Origin of the sequence: Aureitalea marina, assembly GCF_002943755.1 — a bacterium.
GTDB classification, from domain to species: Bacteria; Bacteroidota; Bacteroidia; order Flavobacteriales; family Flavobacteriaceae; genus Aureitalea; species Aureitalea marina.
In genome coordinates, this window is the sequence record NZ_MQUB01000001.1 from 2,926,178 (window position 1) to 2,943,722 (window position 17,545).

A 17,545-nucleotide genomic window follows, 5' to 3' on the forward strand; every position below is an offset into this window, starting at 1 on the left:
GCGATATGTTTTTAATGATTTTCAATACTGCTGCTTAATGAATGGACATTTTGCATAACGGTTTCGTATAAAAACTTGGTGCGACTCAGGCACTTGCCTGCGTCGATTCCGGCTGTGCCGGAAAATTGGGGCAAGGGCAGGGCAAGTGCTCTGCCATTTGCTTTGTTATTAATGCCAAGTTAGTAATTTCTGGGAGCGAGTAAATACGTATTTCCCGCAATTCGCACTGGTTTTTATGCGTTGTTGTGGTGTGTATTTAATTTTTATGTTCTGGTTCTGTGATAACATCAATTTTCGGCCAGAATAATATCTTCAAGCCATTCTTTGTTCTTAATGAATCGTATGACTCTGTAATAATTTCAAGGTGATTTTCAATGCCTTCGATTCCTTGATTTTCATATATCTCAAATATGAATAATACCTTATCCGGACTCTCAGCAAGATCTGGGTCTTTTCCGAAATTTTCGAAATTCGCGTTCAGTGAATATTTCAGATCGTGATATTCGACTAAACATTCGTTCTTGACAATCCGATCTTTTTGAACGAAAAATGTATTTCTAAATCGAGGATGAAAGAATGGTGCATTATCACAATATTCCAATGGATATATGTGCTTAGTTTTTTTATCTGATTCTAAAACAACTCGGGGGATACTATCATCACAGGTGATATCTTGAAGTCTCTGAAGAAAGTCGCCGTAACTATTAAAGTCTGAAATATGGACTGATACGCTTGAACTATCGCTATTTTGCATAATAAAGCCATATTCTTTGACTTCTTTCTTTGATTTCATGCAACCTGCTAAAATCAGCAACAAAATCAAACTCGAAAAATTCACAAACTTAGGAGTCATTATATTTTCAACTAGTATACACCACAACGGTTTCGTATAAGAGCCGTACGGCTCTATGACTTGCCTTGCGCTGGGTTTTGGCGGAGCCAAAAAATTGGCCCGAAGGCGAGGCAAGTCCATGCGTTTGTATTGTTAGTTAATGTTCGGTTTTTGTTTCAAAAGTTCTCGCTTTGATTCTTACCACACCGAGTATGGCTTTTATGCGTTGTTGGCTACTGTTTTGGTTTAAAATCCTCAATTAACCTATTCATTTCGGACCAATCCGGATCTTCATAAAAGTTAATCTCAATTGGATAGCGTTCATGTTTTGCCAAGGCAGAATTAAACCTTGACATAAATTTATCTCTGTCACTTATATAGTAGTTGAATTCTTTTAGACTGTTTCCTGTTCTGTTATAGGCATGATGAGTTATTTTACCATTTCTGAAAGCTTTGTCTAATGCCTCTTCAAGTAAGAGCATCCTTTGATTAATGGCTTCGGGAGGCATTCCATTATTTTGACTTCCATCATAATTCCATGATATAACAGTAAACCATTTCATTTTAGAAACTATTCCTTTGGCAGGTAATTCACTCACGAATTTTACTATGACTGGGAAACCATTTTCAAAATATTCACCTACGATACCCTTTTGCTGGTCATCGTGATTCTTATTCTCACTTCTCTTTTTAAATAGATTGAGCATATTCCTAATAGTAGCCAACGGTTTGGCTATGACTTCGGTGGGCCGTAGGGCCCGGCGAACGTTAAGCGCCGGAAGTTGGCCTGCGCCAGTGAGCCGGGTTTTTGCGTTGTTGTTTGGTTTACGTTGTTATTAGTTTTCACTTGATCAATTATCGGTCCAGAACAATAGCCCACTGAGTTATAGCCGTTGTTGTGCATTCGTTTTTATGCATTGTACCATTCATGTGACCTTAAGTTCTCGAGCTCAATATTCTTTATATTTAATTTATCCAGGACTTGCTTAGCCCTTTCCGTGCAAATGATCATCATAGTTGATTCTGGTATAAAAAAGTCGCTTCCATCCCATGTTTCTATATCGAATTCGTAACCTGTGACAAAACCACTTTGCTTTGGTCTAACTGGAAAACCACATTTACCAGTACATTGGAAACCTCTGTAACCTACTAATTCGATATCTGATTGTACTCCGTAACTTTTCCAACCTGATAGTCCGTTTAATTCTAGGGCGGCGAGTACTTTAGGAGACACTAAAAAGTTAAACACATCTTGAAGGCGAACTATTTCATATACGTTTCTTCCCTGACTTTTTTTGACCTTCAACTCTGATGGATTATACTGCCCGCTGAATAGGTCCTGATCATTGTATTCTACTATTACCTCGACAACCAACTCCGAGTTGTTTGAGTTGAAACTTAAAGTATAAAAATTGTCTTGGTTCATATTAAATGATGCACAACGGTCCCGTATAACCGTCAGTTACGGTTTTTTTTGGTTTCTTTTTTTATTGTTGTTAATGTGGTTGACATGTGAGAAGTTTCATTCACTTAACCAGTTTTCGCCGTAATTGCGGTTATACATTGTTGTGCATAGTTTTTTTATTCATTAAAATTTTTATCACATATAGAATTGGAAGTCCAATCAATAAAATTGGAAAAAGAGGTCCAAGAAATTTATCAAGTTCATTTTCTATTCCAAGTCCATCTAAAACTGACATTAAAGTCACCGAAAGACAGAGAAACCCAATGAGTAAGTTCAAAATACGTAGCATTTGTGTCGCTTGTCGGTAATTATATTCCGCATTATTTTCATCTATTTCAGATGGATAGTTGAAAATCCACGGATATTGATTCAGTTTATAAATTCCGATTCCAATTATTCCACAAATTATTGGGCTTGCCCAAAGCAAGTCTTTTGTCCCAAATCCATTTTCGTCTTTAGATGGCCAATTAAAATGTATGGGTAGCTTTTCGGGTAATTGGTTGTAATAAATTCCGATTAAAATTCCCGAACTCAAAATCAATAGAAAAGTCACAATCTCTATTAAATTATCAGCAACAGTTTTTTCTATTTTAATTTTCGGACGATTCATTTTTCAAATTATGCACAACGGTTTGGGTATGGTGCGTGTCCCGCAGGCATGCACTATACCCGTTGTTGTGCCTAGTTTTTTCTTTTTAAATAATCGTTCCTACAAGTCGTTGTTTCAATCCGTTTTTATCCAAGACCCAAACAATTTCATAAGCACCCGCTCCATCACTATTCCATTGATGAGCGAAGTAGGTTTCGCCATTCTTGTAGATTGAAATTTCGTTATCACATTCATATATGTCGGAATAAAATACTTCGTGTATTTCAATTTCTTGTCCGTCAATTATCACTTTGATATTGTCAACTTGAGTCTTCGGAAAATTTCCGTCAGTTCCCCAAACAGGTCGTCCGTCAATAGCCGAAATCCATTTTCCGTCTTGTTTGTCGATTATTCGATTGGTGGAATCGAAGTCACCTAGTTCATATTTAAAGGTAAAGTCATTACCCGTATATCCTTGAAGTTTTTCCAATGGTAGAAGTCGCGACTTATGAATGAATCCTACTATATAACCTGGTTCGCTTTTTCCAAGGCTATAGTCGTTTTTCGGAATGTAAATTGAAATCCATTTTTGTTCTTGGTCGGTTTCTTCAGAGTCGTACCAAAACACTTCATTTTCATAAACCCTTTGAATTATCTCCGATGTTCCGTCAGGCGATTTTCTCACGTTTGTCCAACCGTCAGGGTCTTGGATAGTCGCTACTTGTCCAAATGAGCTTTGGATGGTCAAAACGGTCAATATGATTGATAGGACGATTTTCATTTTTTCAAATTAGGCACAACGGTTTCGTATAAAAACTCGGTGCGACTCAGGCACTTGCCTGCGTCGATTCCGGCTGTGCCGGAAAATTGGGGCAAAGGCAGGGCAAGTGCACTGCCGATTGCTTTGTTATTAATGCCAAGTTAGTAATTTCTGGGAGCGAGTAAATACGTATTTCCCGCATTTCGCACTGGTTTTTATGCGTTGTTCTACGCAGTTTTTTTTGAACTTTTCTCAAAAGCTTTTCCATGAAAGTAAATACCAAACCCTAAAAAACCAACTAAACAAGGGATGCCAAAAAAGGTGAATAACATAGGAGGGAAAAGCCAAGCAATTCCAAATAATCCAAAAACACCTAGGGCCCATTTATTTATGCCAAGATTGTCAGCAAGGATCAAGTTAGATACGACACTTACAATTCCTAATATCCAGGCTAAATAGAAAAGAAAAATATTCTCGCCGTTTGGGCTATCGAGCACGAAATTAAGTATCAAGAATAGGTGACTTAGTACCAGGGAGAGAAGTGCAATTAATTGAGTCTTATTTAGCATTGTTATTCAGTATGGTAGTAACCGTGGTTAAATTGCGTAGAACGGTCTCGTATAAGAGCCGTACGGCTCTGTGACTTGCCTTGTGCTGGGTTTTGGCGGAGCCAAAAGATTGGCCCGAAGGCGAGGCAAGTCCTGGCGTTTGTTTTGTTAGTTAATGTTCGGTTTTTGTTTCAAAAGTTCTCGCTTTGATTCTTACCACACCGAGTATGGCTTTTATGCGTTGTTGGCTACAGTTTTTTAACCTCAATTCCGTTTTCAACAAGTAACTCGTCGAAACTACTAATCAATTTTGTTCTTTCTTGTTCTCTCCAGAACATAAGGATTAATCCATAGAAAAATCCAAAAGCTGGAATTATAAGGACGCCTAAACTGCCTGTGATTGTTCCTTCCTTTAAGACAAATCCAAAAAGGGTTAATCCGAGTAACAACACTATCATCGAAAACATGAATTGATATTTCAACGATATTCCATATTTCGAGGTCAAATTAATCCTTGTTTGATCTTTACTTGAATTATCCTCAAAAAGAAGGCGAAGCCTGTCAACTGGTCCCATATACAAGTTTGAAAATACCCCAGAGAATTTGAGGTGAATTAAATATTGACTTGGGCTTAGCTTCTTGCCAGAAATATTGTGTTGCTTATGTTTCCACTTTCTCTGGAGCTCGGAATTGAGGAGACTTTCTATTTCCTGGCTAGAACAACCCACCAAATAGGTCTGAGATTTACTCGAGAAGTCAAAGTATGATTTCATATTAAATTGTAGCCAACTTGTTATATCGAGTCCAGAATGCACGAATAACAGACCAAACCCCTTGTAATTGCTACAAAATACTAAACCTTTTGGTTATCGAAATACGTAAAAATACGTAGTCAAACCAGTAAGCTTATCGGAATTCCTAAATATCAACAACTTATCTGAGCAAATTTTTTGAAAACCTGGAGTAGGGGTCATCGGTTTGTTGTTTGCTCAGCTTTTCTACTGTCATATCCAACGGGCTCCTGATGTTCAAAAGGTCCTTTTGGGCGATGTGGGTGTATATCATGGTTGTATCTGGTTTGGCGTGACCCAATAATTGTTGCACATGCATCACACCGACCCCGTTCTCGATCAGGTGGGTGGCAAAACTATGCCTCAACGTGTGTGGGGTAACCTTCTTGCGGATACCGGCCAGTTTACAGGATCGTTTCAGGAAGTTGCGGATACTGCCGGCTGTGTATTTTCTCCCTTTGGCTCCCTCAATAAAATACCGTTTGGGCTGGTAAGTCATCAGGTAGTTGTGCAGCAGCGGCATAAAACTTTGGGCCAGGATCACTACCCGGTCCTTCCGACCTTTACCCTGCCGGATAAAGACTTGCCGACGGTCAATGTCCAGATCGCTCAGCTCCAGGTCGATCACTTCACCCACCCTCAAGCCTGAGGAATAGAGTAGGGCCAGGGTGGCTCGGTGTTTCAGATTGGTCGTACTTCGGATCAGTTCGATCACTTCCTCTTTGCTCAATACCGTAGGCAGTTTTCGGGAGCGGGAAGGGGTTGGCAATTCTTCCACAACCAATTCTGAATCTGGCAGGAAAGCAGCCAGGTGTTTCATGGCGGCTATAAATTGCCGGTGGGTACTAATCGCATATCGCTTCTTGGCAATCTGCCCCTCTACAAATCCCCTGACCAGATCGTTATTCCAATTTTGATAGTGGTGATCTCCGGCATATTCGACCAGGTCGGCAACAAATCCAAAATACACCTTTACGGTATTGTCACTTAAACGAAGGCCATTTAGGTAACGCACATAACGCCGGATCAGGTCTTTCTGCTCCGCACTCAGTTTCCTTCGGTCCTGGCGGGCCGGTTTATTGGCTTTCCAGTCGTTTTTAACCTGGCTGTAATCCACAAAAAGCCCTTGGGCTCGCAACCGCTTAAACAATTTTGCAAAAGGCAATTCGTCTACATAGGCATAGAAACAACCATGCTTGGGGTCATAGATTAGACCCGGAACTTGCTCCAGTTTTCTTCTGACAAAATGGTCTTTGGGCGGTTTGATAAAATGGCAGGCCCGGCCGTGAAGGGTTCCGGGCAGAACTCGTATTTCCATAAACTTACAGATTTGGGTCGCCGTGCAAACAGCAGCCAATTAGACTATGGGAAATACCAGAGGAGAGATTTAAAGATAAGGACTTATTCGACTATGGACTAAAGACTACTGACTTCTGGCTTTTTATAAATGCATGCTACTTCATTCTTGAATTGCCTGATCAACGCTTATCAGGTCTTGGTGTCAATAAGAAGAAGAACTACATTGACCCCGGAAGGGGAATAGGGGCCCCAAGGTATAAGGGGTTATTGGTTATTGGTGAATCGTGAATCGATTTTTACTTCGACTAACGAAAAAAGCCCCGGTATAAACCAGGGCTCTATTTTTATCTCGAATAACGAGTAACGAATAACGATTAACTAGTAACGGTAATACTCCGGCTTAAAGGGTCCTTCAACTTTTACACCGATATAGTCCGCTTGCTCCTTGCGAAGTTCGGTCAGTTCTGCTCCAATCTTGGCCAAGTGAAGTTTGGCTACTTTCTCGTCTAAGTGCTTAGGCAACATATAGACCTTGTTCTCGTATTCCCCGTGGTTGTTCCACAGTTCGATCTGAGCCAGGGTTTGGTTAGTAAACGAGTTACTCATCACAAAACTTGGGTGGCCGGTGGCACAACCTAGGTTTACTAGGCGTCCTTCTGCCAACAGGATGATGTCCTTCCCGTTCACAGTATATTTGTCCACCTGAGGTTTGATCTCAACTTTGCTACCGCCGTGGTTATTGTCCAGCCAGGCCACATCGATCTCGTTGTCAAAGTGCCCGATATTACAAACGATGGTCTTATCCTTCATGGCCTCAAAGTGATGGCTCTGAACGATGTCCTTGTTTCCGGTGGTGGTGATTACAATGTCTGCATTGCCTACAACAGTTTCCAGCTTTTTAACCTCGAAACCGTCCATAGCCGCCTGTAGGGCGCAGATCGGATCGATCTCCGTTACGGTAACGATGGATCCTGCTCCGCGGAAGGAAGCAGCTGTTCCTTTACCAACATCTCCGTATCCACAAACGACTACTCGTTTCCCGGCCAGCATCACATCGGTGGCACGGCGGATTGCATCAACGGCACTTTCCTTACAACCGTATTTGTTGTCAAACTTAGACTTGGTCACCGAGTCGTTCACGTTGATGGCTGGCATGGGGAGTGTTCCATTGGTAACACGCTCATACAAGCGGTGAACACCAGTAGTGGTCTCTTCACTCAGTCCTTTGATACCTTCAACCAATTCTGGGTACTTATCCAATACCATATTGGTCAGATCACCTCCGTCGTCCAGGATCATGTTTAGTGGCTGGCGGTCTTCCCCAAAGAACAGGGTTTGCTCGATACACCAGTCAAACTCTTCTTCTGTCATTCCTTTCCAGGCGTAAACAGGGACACCGGCAGCAGCAATGGCAGCAGCAGCCTGATCCTGAGTAGAGAAGATGTTACAACTACTCCAAGTTACTTCTGCACCTAGGGCTTGCAAGGTCTCGATCAGTACTGCGGTCTGTATGGTCATGTGCAGACATCCGGCAATTCGAGCTCCTTTCAGAGGCTGTTCGTCCTTGTATTCTTCTCGCAATGACATCAGTCCGGGCATTTCTGCCTCGGCCAATTCGATCTCCTTTCGACCCCAATCGGCCAAAGCGATATCCTTTACTTTATAAGGTACGTAAGGCACTGTTTTAGTTGACATATTACTATATTTGGTTTTTGGATTTCCTTTAAATTTTCGCTGGGCAAAATTACGCAATATCCCGCACATTCTATGCCTCTTTACAAAACAATAACAGCTCCTGGTAACGCTAAGGTTCTGATCTGGAAGATAGAAGAAAGCTTCAACGAGCTCAGCAAAGGTGTAGTGCTTACCCAGAATTGCCGCCAACGGGTAGAAGGGATGAAAAGCGAGATACACAGAAGGGGGTTTATGAGTGTTCGCCAGCTCTTGGCTATAGAAGGCTACGAGGATAAGGATCTGTACTATGACGACAATGGCAAGCCTCATCTCAATGACGGCCGGCAGATCTCCATCACCCACTCCTTTACCTTTTCCGCAATTGTGATCTCGGATTTTTCGGTGGGGATCGATATCGAGATGCAGCGGCATAAGATCCTAAGGATTGCCAGGAAGTTCACCCCAGTAAGGGAATACAGGACCCTGGCCAATGAGGATGCCCTGATGCGTAAACTGACCATGGTCTGGTGCGCCAAGGAGAGCCTCTATAAAAGCTTTGCCGAAAAAGGAGTTAGCTTCCTGGAGCATATCTACGTAGAGGATTTTAATTTGGGGGAAGAACGGACCGAGGCCTCTATCAGTTATTTTGATCGCAGTGAGAGATATAGTGTCAAATTCCTGGAGTTTGAGGGATTTACCTGTGCTTACGCCCAAATTTCTGCCTGATGCAAGTAGGAGATCATTACAAGCATCTACTCCAACAGCTTGCCAATCAAAAGGAACTCTTAGGCATACTGATCGACCCCGATAAGTTTGATTTGGATCGAACAGAGGAATATATCGATCGTCTTCCCAAGGGAGCCACCCACATCTTGGTTGGTGGGAGTACGGTTAAAAACGGACAGACTGATCTTGCGGTCCAGGCAATTCGGCAATGCACCCAATTACCAGTCTGGCTTTTCCCGGGAGATCACCATCAGATCAGCGAAAGGGCAGATGTGTTGATGTTCCTCTCCTTGCTCTCTGGACGAAACCCGGAATATTTGATCGGGCAGCAACTCAAAGCAGCTGCTCATTTGAAAGATACCAGCTTAGAGGTCATTCCCACTGCTTATATCCTTGTGGATGGAGGTCATCGGTCCGCTGTGCAGCAGGTCACGGGAACACTACCCATGCCTCAGGAAGATGTTGAAGAGATCACTCATACCGCTCTCGCCGGTCAATTGATGGGAGCCAGCATGGTGTATCTGGAAGCTGGATCGGGGGCCATAACTCCCGTACGACCACAGGTAATTCAGGCTGTTCAGGAAGTATTGGATGTACCACTGATCGTTGGTGGTGGTATCCGGAGCCAAGAGACGCTTCGTCAGACGTACAAGGCCGGAGCCAATATGGTCATTATGGGAACCCATTTCGAAACTCCCTCTTGATCCATGGAGCAGTTACTCGATTTTTTTATCGACGCATATCGGCAGGCACCTGCCTGGCAGATCGTTTTAGAAGCCATTGCCTTTTTCCTGGGTATTGCCAGTGTGGTCTATGCCAAACGAGTTAATATCTGGGTCTATCCTACAGGCTTGATCTCTACGGTGATCACCGTCTATTTGCTCTATGTAGCCGGTTACTTTGGAGACATGATGATGAATGTCTACTACTCTGCCATGAGCATTTACGGCTGGTGGAACTGGGCCAGGATGAAAGATGATAAGCCGGTTGTTCCTATCTCCAGGACCACTGTGGGCGAAAGACGCACCGGCTTTGTGATGTTCCTGATCACAGCTGTAGTTACTTATGCGGTCTATCGCCTGGCAGACTATGATATGCAACCAGAGAACTACATCGATGTGATCACCTCCGGGGTCTTTTTTACCGCCATGTGGTTTATGGCCAACAAGAAGATCGAACACTGGACCCTATGGATCGTGGCCAACGTGGTCACGGTTCCACTCTATGCCTACAGGGGGCTGGGGATGTTATCTTTGCAATACTTAATTTTTACAATTCTGGCCATTCAAGGTCTGATCGCATGGAAGAAAGCCTTATCCAACAACACCCAGACTGCCTGAGATTTGTCTTCTTCGGGCCTGAATCTACCGGCAAGACCACTCTGGCCGCTCAGATTGCGGATCATTTTGATACGGTTTGGGTAGAGGAACAGATGCGGTCATATCTTCAGAACAAACTGGATGAAACGGGGCTTACCTGTACCCGGGAAGATCTACTTCCTATAGCCATGGGACAGATGGCAGAAGAGAACTTAAAGGCCCAAGGGCGTAAGTTGATTTTCTGCGACACTAACCTAGTCCAGTTGGAAACCTATGCCCAGTATTATTACCAGGGGTTTTGTCCGGAAGCAATTTTACAGGCGAATAAGAGGAATCACTATGTCCATTATTTCCTGACAGACATCGACGTACCATGGGTCGCAGATGATTTACGTGACAGACCCAACAGTAGAGAAGAACTATTTACTATTTTTGAGCGTAAACTGATGGATTACGGACTACCCTACACAGTACTTTCCGGCACATTGGAAGATCGGCTGAAAGTTGCGGTTTCCATCGTCCACCAACATGCCTGACCCCAAATGCTACACGAAAAAGACATAGAACAGATCGAGGACCACGGTCTTACCTTAGAGAAGGTCTACAGACAACTCGAGAAATTTTCTCTTGGTATCCCTAAAACGCAAGTTGTTACTCCGGCTTCAATCGGGAATGGGATAGAGATCATCCCGGACGACAAGGCCGAAAAACTGATTGCGGGCTTTGAGAAGGAAAAGGAAAAGATAGATGTCATCAAGTTTGTGCCTGCCTCCGGGGCAGCCACTCGTATGTTTAAGTTCTTACACGAATTCCTGGCAGACTACGATGCGGAGTCTGAAAGCTTGAACCGCTACCTCAGACGTAAGGATTCTGCGGACCTGGAAATATTTTTCGATTCCCTCAACGAGTTTCCCTTTATCAACGAGGTAAGGCGAAATATTCGTTCCCGTTTCCCGGATTACAAAAAGTCCAACAAGGGAGAAAGGGCTGTCTTTTTTGTGCGGGCCATGCTGGAAGAGGAGGGCCTGAATTTCTCCAATCTACCCAAAGGCTTGATCCCTTTTCATCGGTATGTGAAATACTCCACTACTGCCTTCGAGGAACAGCTTTACGAAGCGGCCTTTTATTCGACTTCACGGGGAGAGGCGCAATTGCATTTCACCTTTTCCCCTCAACACCTGGATGCCTTTCGTGCCCATTATAAGACCATCGAGAAACGAGTCTCCAACAAGACCAAGAAGCGGTTCGCCATTACCTATTCCTTCCAATCCGGGGATACCGATACCCTGGCAGTTACACGAGACAATTTCCCTTTTCGAGACCAGGACGATAAGCTGGTCTTTCGGCCATCCGGTCATGGGGCATTATTAAAGAATCTGGATGAGGTAGATGCCGACTTGGTCTTCATAAAGAACATAGATAATGTTTGCGCTGCCGAATATGTAGAGGAGCTTGCCCATTGGAAAAAGATCCTTGCTGGTAAATTGCTCAAGGTTCAGAAGAAGGCCTTCGCTTACCTGGATCTGATCGACCAGGGACCTCTGACTGAGGATCAGCAGAATGAGATTAAGTCCTTTTTGTATAAAGACCTAAAAATCAAAAACATCCCTGAGCAAATGGATAAGGTCCGTGCCCTGTTGGATAGGCCTATTCGGGTTTGTGGTGTGGTCCCCAACACCGGTGCTCCCGGAGGGGGTCCTTTTTGGGTGCAGGATGAGGATGAACAGATCAGCCTTCAGATCGTGGAGACTTCGCAGATCGATCTCTCTGATCCACATCAGCAGGCCGTGGTTGAGGAAGCTACCCACTTTAACCCGGTGGACCTGGTCTGTGGCCTGAAGAATTACAAAGGCGAAAAGTTCAAATTGGCCGATTATGTGGACCCCAATGCCGGATTTATCTCGGACAAATCGGTGGGAGAGACGCCCATTCGGGCTTTGGAACTTCCTGGCCTCTGGAATGGTGGTATGGCTTATTGGAATACCCTTTTTGTCCAGGTTCCAGTTGAAACCTTTAACCCGGTTAAAACAGTGAACGATTTACTGGGCCGTATGCACAGACCCAATGCCTGATGGAATGGGGAAAGATTATCTCTGAGCTAAAGTACAGGGCCGTCAGAAGTAGTGGCCCCGGAGGTCAGCATGTCAACAAGACCTCCACCAAGGTGGAACTGACGTTCAACCCATCGGCCTCCTTAGGACTGACCGAGGAAGAAAAATTCATGATCTTGGAAAAACTCAGTGCCCGCATCAGTAAAGAGGGGAAATTGATCCTCCAGAGCGACCAAAGCCGCAGCCAATCCCGCAATAAAGAAGAAGCTGTGCTCAGGTTAAAAGAGCTCTTGGAGGAAGCCCTCAAAAAACCGAAAGTTCGGAAGGCAACCAAGCCATCCAAGGCTTCTCGCCAAAAGCGCCTCGACAACAAGCGGCATCACGCGTCCAAAAAGGCTGGAAGAAAACCGCCACAAATCGATTAGATATTGGCTGTTTTTCTGGCTTTCTTCCTTAAATTTGCACCACATCTCAAAGGGGTGCTGAAATCCTTTCCCTGGAAGGACCTAAGCTGAGATCATACCCATAGAACCTAGAACAGGTAATGCTGTTTAGGGAAGCCACGGACTTAAGGTCCGGGTCATTATTTACTAATTATTTAACCCGGAATAATCACCCCTTTTATTCGTCAATTGATTACGAATGAAACGTATATTCATTTTTCCGGTTTTGTTGCTAACCGTAGCCTTGAGTTGGGCCCAGGAGCAACAGTCAGACACCACTCAGGTAGAACAACTTGGGGAAGTCTTTTTAAAACACGTCAGGGTAGAGGCCGATTCGCCCATTACCCATTCCAACCTGAGCAAGGAAGAGATCGCCACCAGGAACCTGGGGCAGGACATTCCGATTTTACTCAATTATCTTCCCGCAACTGTCAGCACATCCGATGCCGGTGCCGGGATCGGTTATACCGGTCTGCGGGTAAGAGGTAGTGATGCCTCGCGGGTCAATGTGACCATCAACGGTATCCCGTATAACGACTCCGAGAGCCAAGGGATCTTTTGGGTAAACCTGCCAGATTTTGCTTCCTCTGTACAGAGTTTGCAATTACAGCGGGGAGTAGGGACCTCCACCAATGGTTCCGGTGCTTTTGGGGCCAGCCTGAACATTCAGACCGACGATGCCAGCAAAGAGGCCTTTGGCCAGTTTGCCACTGCGGTAGGTTCTTTCAACACCTTTAAGAACACCTTGCAATTCAGTACTGGTCTGCTGAAGGACAGGATAGAGATCTCAGGACGTTTGTCTCGTATTACTTCAGACGGATACATCGACAGGGCAAGCAGCGACCTGCGTTCTTACTTTGTGCAGGGATCGTACCAGGACGGCAATACGCTGATCAAAGCAGTGGTTTTTGGAGGTCATGAAGAGACCTATCAATCCTGGTTTGGGATAGATCAGGCTACTTTGGACAGTGACAGAACCTTTAACCCAGCCGGAATTTACACCGATGCCAATGGCAATGTACAGTTCTACGATAATCAGGTAGACAACTACGCCCAGGATCATTATCAACTGCTGTGGAACCAGCGATTCAACAACCGTTGGAGCGCTAACCTCTCCCTGAACTACACCTACGGGCGAGGCTATTTTGAAGAATATAAGGAAGATGCCGACCGCGCCTTTCACGAGTTGCCTCCCGTAACTATCGATGGGGAAGAGGTGACGACTTCAGACCTGATTCGTCGCCGCTGGTTGGACAACGATTTTTACGCAGCCAACCTCAATGTGAGTTATTCTGACGATCAGCTGGAAGTGGATTCCGGCTTGTTTGTGAGCCGATATGACGGAGACCACTTTGGAGAAGTTATCTGGGCACGGGTACCTGGTGAGAGCGAGATCCGGGATCGGTATTATTTTGGAAATGGAGATAAACGTGAGACCACGGTATTCTCTAAAGCCACCTGGCGTATTGACGATACCTGGAGCGTTTATGGAGATCTCCAGGGACGCTTTATCAATTATCAAACTACGGGATTGACCTCGGATAAGATAGCTTTGGCGGTTGACGAGAGCTACAGCTTCTTCAACCCAAAAACGGGTGTTTCCTATCGATTGAGTGATCAGAATCAGTTTTACTTCTCTTATGGAAGGGCCAATAGAGAGCCGAGAAGGCAGGACTTCGAGCAAGGGATCACGACCCCTGAAAAATTGGATGACTTTGAACTGGGATGGAGACTCGCAACTGGTAAAGTACAGGTGAATACTAACGTCTATTTCATGAATTACCAGGACCAATTGGTGCTCACTGGGGAACTGGACGATGTTGGAGCTCCTATTCGCACAACTTCCGGAGAGAGCTATCGCTTGGGTCTGGAGGTCGATGCCAGCATCGGGCTGGGAGAGCACTTCGTTTGGCGGCCTAACCTGGCCTTGAGCGAAAACAAGAACAAGGACTTTGTCACATCTATCGATGGTGAATTGGTCAACCTTGGGAAGACCAATATCTCCTTTTCGCCTTCGGTCATCGCTGGTAGTATTCTTGAATATCGACCCATTGACAAGCTCCAATTTGCTTTCCTGTCCAAGTTTGTGGGCGAGCAGTATATGGGGAATGTAGATAGCGAGGTCTCCAAACTGGATTCCTATTTTGTGAACGACCTGAACATCGTTTACACCATAGAAGGGATCCCATTCCTGGACTCTATTGTGCTAACCGGCTTGGTCAACAACATCTTCAATACCGAATACGTGTCCAACGGATACTACTTCACCTTCGATGATGATTTTTCCAATCCGGGAACCATCACCACCGTAGAGGGTGCCGGATTTTATCCGCAGGCCACTATCAATTTCTTGTTAGGGGCCACCATAAACTTCTAATTGGAAACGATCACCCGGTCACCAACACGTTCTGCCCTGTATTGTTGCATAGGGAACTTGTTAGGATCAGTAATGTGTTGACCAAACAGACCAAGATTATAGGAATTATCGACATCTGGACAGGGGCAGGTGGCGATGATTCCTTCTAGGGTCATGCGCGAACAATTGTTCGGCCTGATGTTGGGATCGGTCAGGTCGAAGGCCAAATATGTGGAGTTGTTCAGGTTGAAAACGACCACCCCGCGGATTCCCTGACCATTCACAATTACAGTTTCTCCGGGGAAATTCAGTGGGTTGAATTCTGGCAGATTCAGATCGAGACTAATATCGATGAAAGGATCACTCAGGTTAGGATTATTCCCATTGTTATTGTTTCCACTATCATCACTATTGCAAGCCCCTAGAATTAGGACACTCAGGCATAAAATTAAAATCCGTTTCATCTGCTCTATTTTCGTGGGATAAAAGTACGATTAAAACGCCAAAACTTAATTTTTTGTATCTTTGTTGAACGAAATCCCGTCGCGTATGGGATTTTTTGTGTTTTATGACGAACCGGTCGCTAAGGGTGTATAACTTAGTAGTTAAGCCGGTAAAAAGAGGAAATTATGAGTAATGTATCGTATTACACTGCAGAGGGTCTGAAGAAACTCAGGGATGAGCTCAGTCAGCTGAAGGATGTGGAGCGTCCTAAAGCTTCCCAGGCCATTGCTGATGCCCGGGATAAGGGTGATCTGAGCGAGAATGCCGAGTACGATGCTGCCAAAGAGGCACAGGGACTATTGGAAATGCGTATTGCAAAACTGGAAGAAACCCTGGCCGGAGCACGCCTGATCGACGAATCACAACTAGACACCTCCAAGGTGTTGGTGCATTCTACAGTGAAGATTAAAAATCAGGTCAACGGCATGGAAATGACCTATAAACTGGTGGCCCAAAGTGAGGCTGACCTAAAGACCGGTAAGATCTCTGTCGATTCACCGATCGGCAAGGGACTACTTGGGAAATCCGTTGGCGACGTGGCCGAGATCCAGGTACCCAACGGTATCATGAAATTTGATGTACTAGAGATCAGCAGGGACTAATGGCTTCAATATTCACTAAGATTATCAATGGTGAGATCCCGGCCTATAAAGTAGCCGAGAACGATCATTTCATTGCTTTTTTGGATATTGCTCCCAATGCTGCCGGGCATACACTCTGTGTGCCTAAGCAAGAGATCAATAAGATCTTCGACATGAGCCCGGAGCACTACGCTCAGTTGATGGAGTTTTCGTATGGGGTTGCCAAGGCCCTGGAGAAGACCGTTCCCTGTGAGCGAATTGGTATGTCCGTAATTGGTTTGGAGGTACCTCATGTGCATGTCCATCTGATCCCCATTAATGAGATGCGGGATATGACCTTTGCACACAAAGTTTCCCTGACCTCAGAGCAGATGCAGCAACTAGCTGCGGATATAGCTGCAAATCTGTAATAATTAATCCACCTTTTTCAGGATGATCTCCATGGTCGTCCCTTCGTTCCTACTGCTTTTCATTACATGGATGCGGCCATTGTGGTATTCGTTGATGATCCTTCTGGCCAGCGACAATCCCAATCCCCACCCCCTTGTTTTGGTGGTAAAGCCAGGGGAGAAAACCTTTTTCTGATCCCTTTTCGGGATGCCGACGCCAGTGTCAGCAATGTCGATAAGTGCCTGGCTGCCATTGTCCCGGATGCCGATGCTGATCTTTCCTTTTCCCTTCATGGCATCAATCCCATTCTTGACCAGGTTTTCTATGGTCCATCCGTACAATTGAGGGTTTAGCATGACCATAACCGGATGATCGGGGATCTGCAGGTCAAACTCGATTAGTTTGGAACTTCTACTCTTTAGGTAATCGTAGACCTCACTAGTGACCTCCACCACATCACAACGCTCCAGTACGGGTTTGGATCCTACCTTAGAGAATCTGTCCGTGATCGTTCTGAGTCGGGAGATGTCTTTTTCGATCTCAGTTATGTATTCCGGCTTTACGCCTTCCTGCTTCAGGATCTCGGCCCAACCGACCAAGGAGGACAAAGGGGTTCCAATCTGGTGGGCGGTCTCTTTGGCCATACCGGCCCACAGTTTATTTTGTTCTGCAGATCGGGAGGTCTTGTAAAAAAAGTAGATGGCCACAAAGAACAAAAAGATGATCAGGATGAGGGCCGCAGGGTAGTACTTCAGTTTGTTCAGCAGGTCAGAATTGCCGTAATAGAGGGTCCCGATCTGTACATTGTTTCCGTTTGCCGGGTCTACATATGAAAGGTTGATGGGTTGATTCTCGGATTCGAAACGGACGATCAGATTTTCCAGATAAGCCGTGGTATCGCTTACATTACTCTTGTACAGGTTGCGGTCGACGTAGTCCCCTTCCGCCGATTTTAAGATCATGGGGGTGGTACTGTTGGATCGCAGCACTTGAAGGACCATGTCGCTGATCCCTTCGTCCGAGCTGAGGTCAGTCTGCTCAAATTCTGACTGGGCTGCGGCCCATAGTTCCATCTTACTCCTTTCGTTCTCCTTCAACTGATTGAAGAACTGATAAGTATTCCAGAGAATAAGACTGATGATCAGGATTGAACCCAGGATAAATATCCATCGGGTTATGGCCGTTCGGTTCTGCATAAAATGGTAAAATCCGGCCGA

The 17,545-nt window shown here is 44.9% G+C and carries 20 protein-coding genes; 9 read left to right on the forward strand and 11 right to left on the reverse strand.

Annotated elements, in window-relative coordinates; all coding sequences use genetic code 11:
* Positions 1-256: 256 nt before the first annotated feature.
* The 9 genes from BST85_RS13465 to ahcY all read right to left on the reverse strand — a co-directional run bounded on the left by BST85_RS13465 (position 257) and on the right by ahcY (position 7,979).
* Positions 257-793, reverse strand: a complete 537-nt coding sequence (locus BST85_RS13465) for a hypothetical protein (protein ID WP_146090738.1) — start codon at positions 791-793, stop codon at positions 257-259.
* 272 nt (positions 794-1,065) lie between these two features.
* Positions 1,066-1,539: a DUF695 domain-containing protein gene (locus tag BST85_RS13470; protein ID WP_104813738.1), complete on the reverse strand. Its 474-nt coding sequence runs from the start codon at positions 1,537-1,539 to the stop codon at positions 1,066-1,068.
* Positions 1,540-1,742: 203 nt separating this feature from the next.
* Positions 1,743-2,207, reverse strand: coding sequence for a hypothetical protein (locus tag BST85_RS13475; RefSeq protein WP_146090739.1), 465 nt, complete (start codon positions 2,205-2,207; stop codon positions 1,743-1,745).
* 181 nt (positions 2,208-2,388) lie between these two features.
* Positions 2,389-2,907 (reverse strand): SdpI family protein, encoded by a 519-nt coding sequence (locus tag BST85_RS13480; protein WP_104813740.1) that lies wholly within the window; start codon positions 2,905-2,907, stop codon positions 2,389-2,391.
* Between the two features lie 85 nt (positions 2,908-2,992).
* Positions 2,993-3,667 (reverse strand): hypothetical protein, encoded by a 675-nt coding sequence (locus BST85_RS13485; protein ID WP_104813741.1) that lies wholly within the window; start codon positions 3,665-3,667, stop codon positions 2,993-2,995.
* Positions 3,668-3,873: 206 nt separating this feature from the next.
* Positions 3,874-4,143, reverse strand: a complete 270-nt coding sequence (locus BST85_RS13490; RefSeq protein ID WP_181040030.1) for a hypothetical protein — start codon at positions 4,141-4,143, stop codon at positions 3,874-3,876.
* A gap of 299 nt (positions 4,144-4,442) precedes the next feature.
* On the reverse strand, positions 4,443-4,967 hold the full coding sequence (locus BST85_RS13495) for a hypothetical protein (RefSeq protein WP_104813743.1): 525 nt from the start codon (positions 4,965-4,967) through the stop codon (positions 4,443-4,445).
* Positions 4,968-5,127: 160 nt separating this feature from the next.
* Positions 5,128-6,303 carry a tyrosine-type recombinase/integrase gene (locus BST85_RS13500; protein ID WP_104813744.1) on the reverse strand — a complete coding sequence of 392 codons (1,176 nt, stop codon included), beginning with the start codon at positions 6,301-6,303 and terminating at the stop codon, positions 5,128-5,130.
* A 359-nt stretch (positions 6,304-6,662) separates the two neighbouring features.
* Complete coding sequence (ahcY, locus tag BST85_RS13505) at positions 6,663-7,979, reverse strand: adenosylhomocysteinase (protein ID WP_104814018.1); 1,317 nt, start codon at positions 7,977-7,979, stop codon at positions 6,663-6,665.
* 72 nt (positions 7,980-8,051) lie between these two features.
* Between ahcY and BST85_RS13510 the strand changes: the two genes are divergently transcribed.
* The 7 genes from BST85_RS13510 to BST85_RS13540 all read left to right on the forward strand — a co-directional run bounded on the left by BST85_RS13510 (position 8,052) and on the right by BST85_RS13540 (position 14,874).
* Entirely contained in the window at positions 8,052-8,684 is a 633-nt protein-coding gene (locus tag BST85_RS13510) for a 4'-phosphopantetheinyl transferase family protein (protein ID WP_104813745.1), read from the forward strand.
* Positions 8,684-9,388, forward strand: coding sequence for a phosphoglycerol geranylgeranyltransferase (locus BST85_RS13515; protein ID WP_104813746.1), 705 nt, complete (start codon positions 8,684-8,686; stop codon positions 9,386-9,388). The genes BST85_RS13510 and BST85_RS13515 overlap by 1 nt, the downstream gene beginning before the upstream one ends.
* A 3-nt stretch (positions 9,389-9,391) precedes the next feature.
* Positions 9,392-10,024 (forward strand): nicotinamide riboside transporter PnuC, encoded by a 633-nt coding sequence (gene pnuC / locus BST85_RS13520; RefSeq protein ID WP_104813747.1) that lies wholly within the window; start codon positions 9,392-9,394, stop codon positions 10,022-10,024.
* A complete protein-coding gene (locus BST85_RS13525; RefSeq protein WP_104813748.1) occupies positions 9,985-10,539 on the forward strand; it encodes an AAA family ATPase in 555 nt (184 codons plus the stop codon). The genes pnuC and BST85_RS13525 overlap by 40 nt, the downstream gene beginning before the upstream one ends.
* Positions 10,540-10,545: 6 nt before the next feature.
* The gene (locus BST85_RS13530) at positions 10,546-12,075 is read left to right on the forward strand and encodes a DUF4301 family protein (RefSeq protein WP_104813749.1); all 1,530 of its coding nucleotides are present in this window, start codon (positions 10,546-10,548) and stop codon (positions 12,073-12,075) included.
* Complete coding sequence (gene arfB / locus BST85_RS13535) at positions 12,075-12,479, forward strand: alternative ribosome rescue aminoacyl-tRNA hydrolase ArfB (protein ID WP_104813750.1); 405 nt, start codon at positions 12,075-12,077, stop codon at positions 12,477-12,479. Before BST85_RS13530 ends, arfB begins: the two co-directional genes overlap by 1 nt.
* Positions 12,480-12,696: 217 nt before the next feature.
* The gene (locus BST85_RS13540) at positions 12,697-14,874 is read left to right on the forward strand and encodes a TonB-dependent receptor (RefSeq protein ID WP_104813751.1); all 2,178 of its coding nucleotides are present in this window, start codon (positions 12,697-12,699) and stop codon (positions 14,872-14,874) included.
* Here the strand turns inward: BST85_RS13540 and BST85_RS13545 are convergent.
* On the reverse strand, positions 14,871-15,317 hold the full coding sequence (locus tag BST85_RS13545) for a hypothetical protein (protein ID WP_104813752.1): 447 nt from the start codon (positions 15,315-15,317) through the stop codon (positions 14,871-14,873). The genes BST85_RS13540 and BST85_RS13545 overlap by 4 nt on opposite strands.
* Positions 15,318-15,482: 165 nt before the next feature.
* On the opposite strand from BST85_RS13545, the gene greA reads away from it, so the two are divergent.
* Together greA and BST85_RS13555 are read left to right on the forward strand one after the other, a co-directional pair.
* Positions 15,483-15,959 carry a transcription elongation factor GreA gene (gene greA, locus BST85_RS13550; protein WP_104813753.1) on the forward strand — a complete coding sequence of 159 codons (477 nt, stop codon included), beginning with the start codon at positions 15,483-15,485 and terminating at the stop codon, positions 15,957-15,959.
* Entirely contained in the window at positions 15,959-16,348 is a 390-nt protein-coding gene (locus tag BST85_RS13555) for an HIT family protein (protein ID WP_104813754.1), read from the forward strand. Before greA ends, BST85_RS13555 begins: the two co-directional genes overlap by 1 nt.
* Positions 16,349-16,351: 3 nt before the next feature.
* Here BST85_RS13555 and BST85_RS13560 read toward each other — a convergent pair whose 3' ends face one another.
* A complete protein-coding gene (locus BST85_RS13560; protein WP_104813755.1) occupies positions 16,352-17,524 on the reverse strand; it encodes a sensor histidine kinase in 1,173 nt (390 codons plus the stop codon).
* Positions 17,525-17,545: the final 21 nt, after the last annotated feature.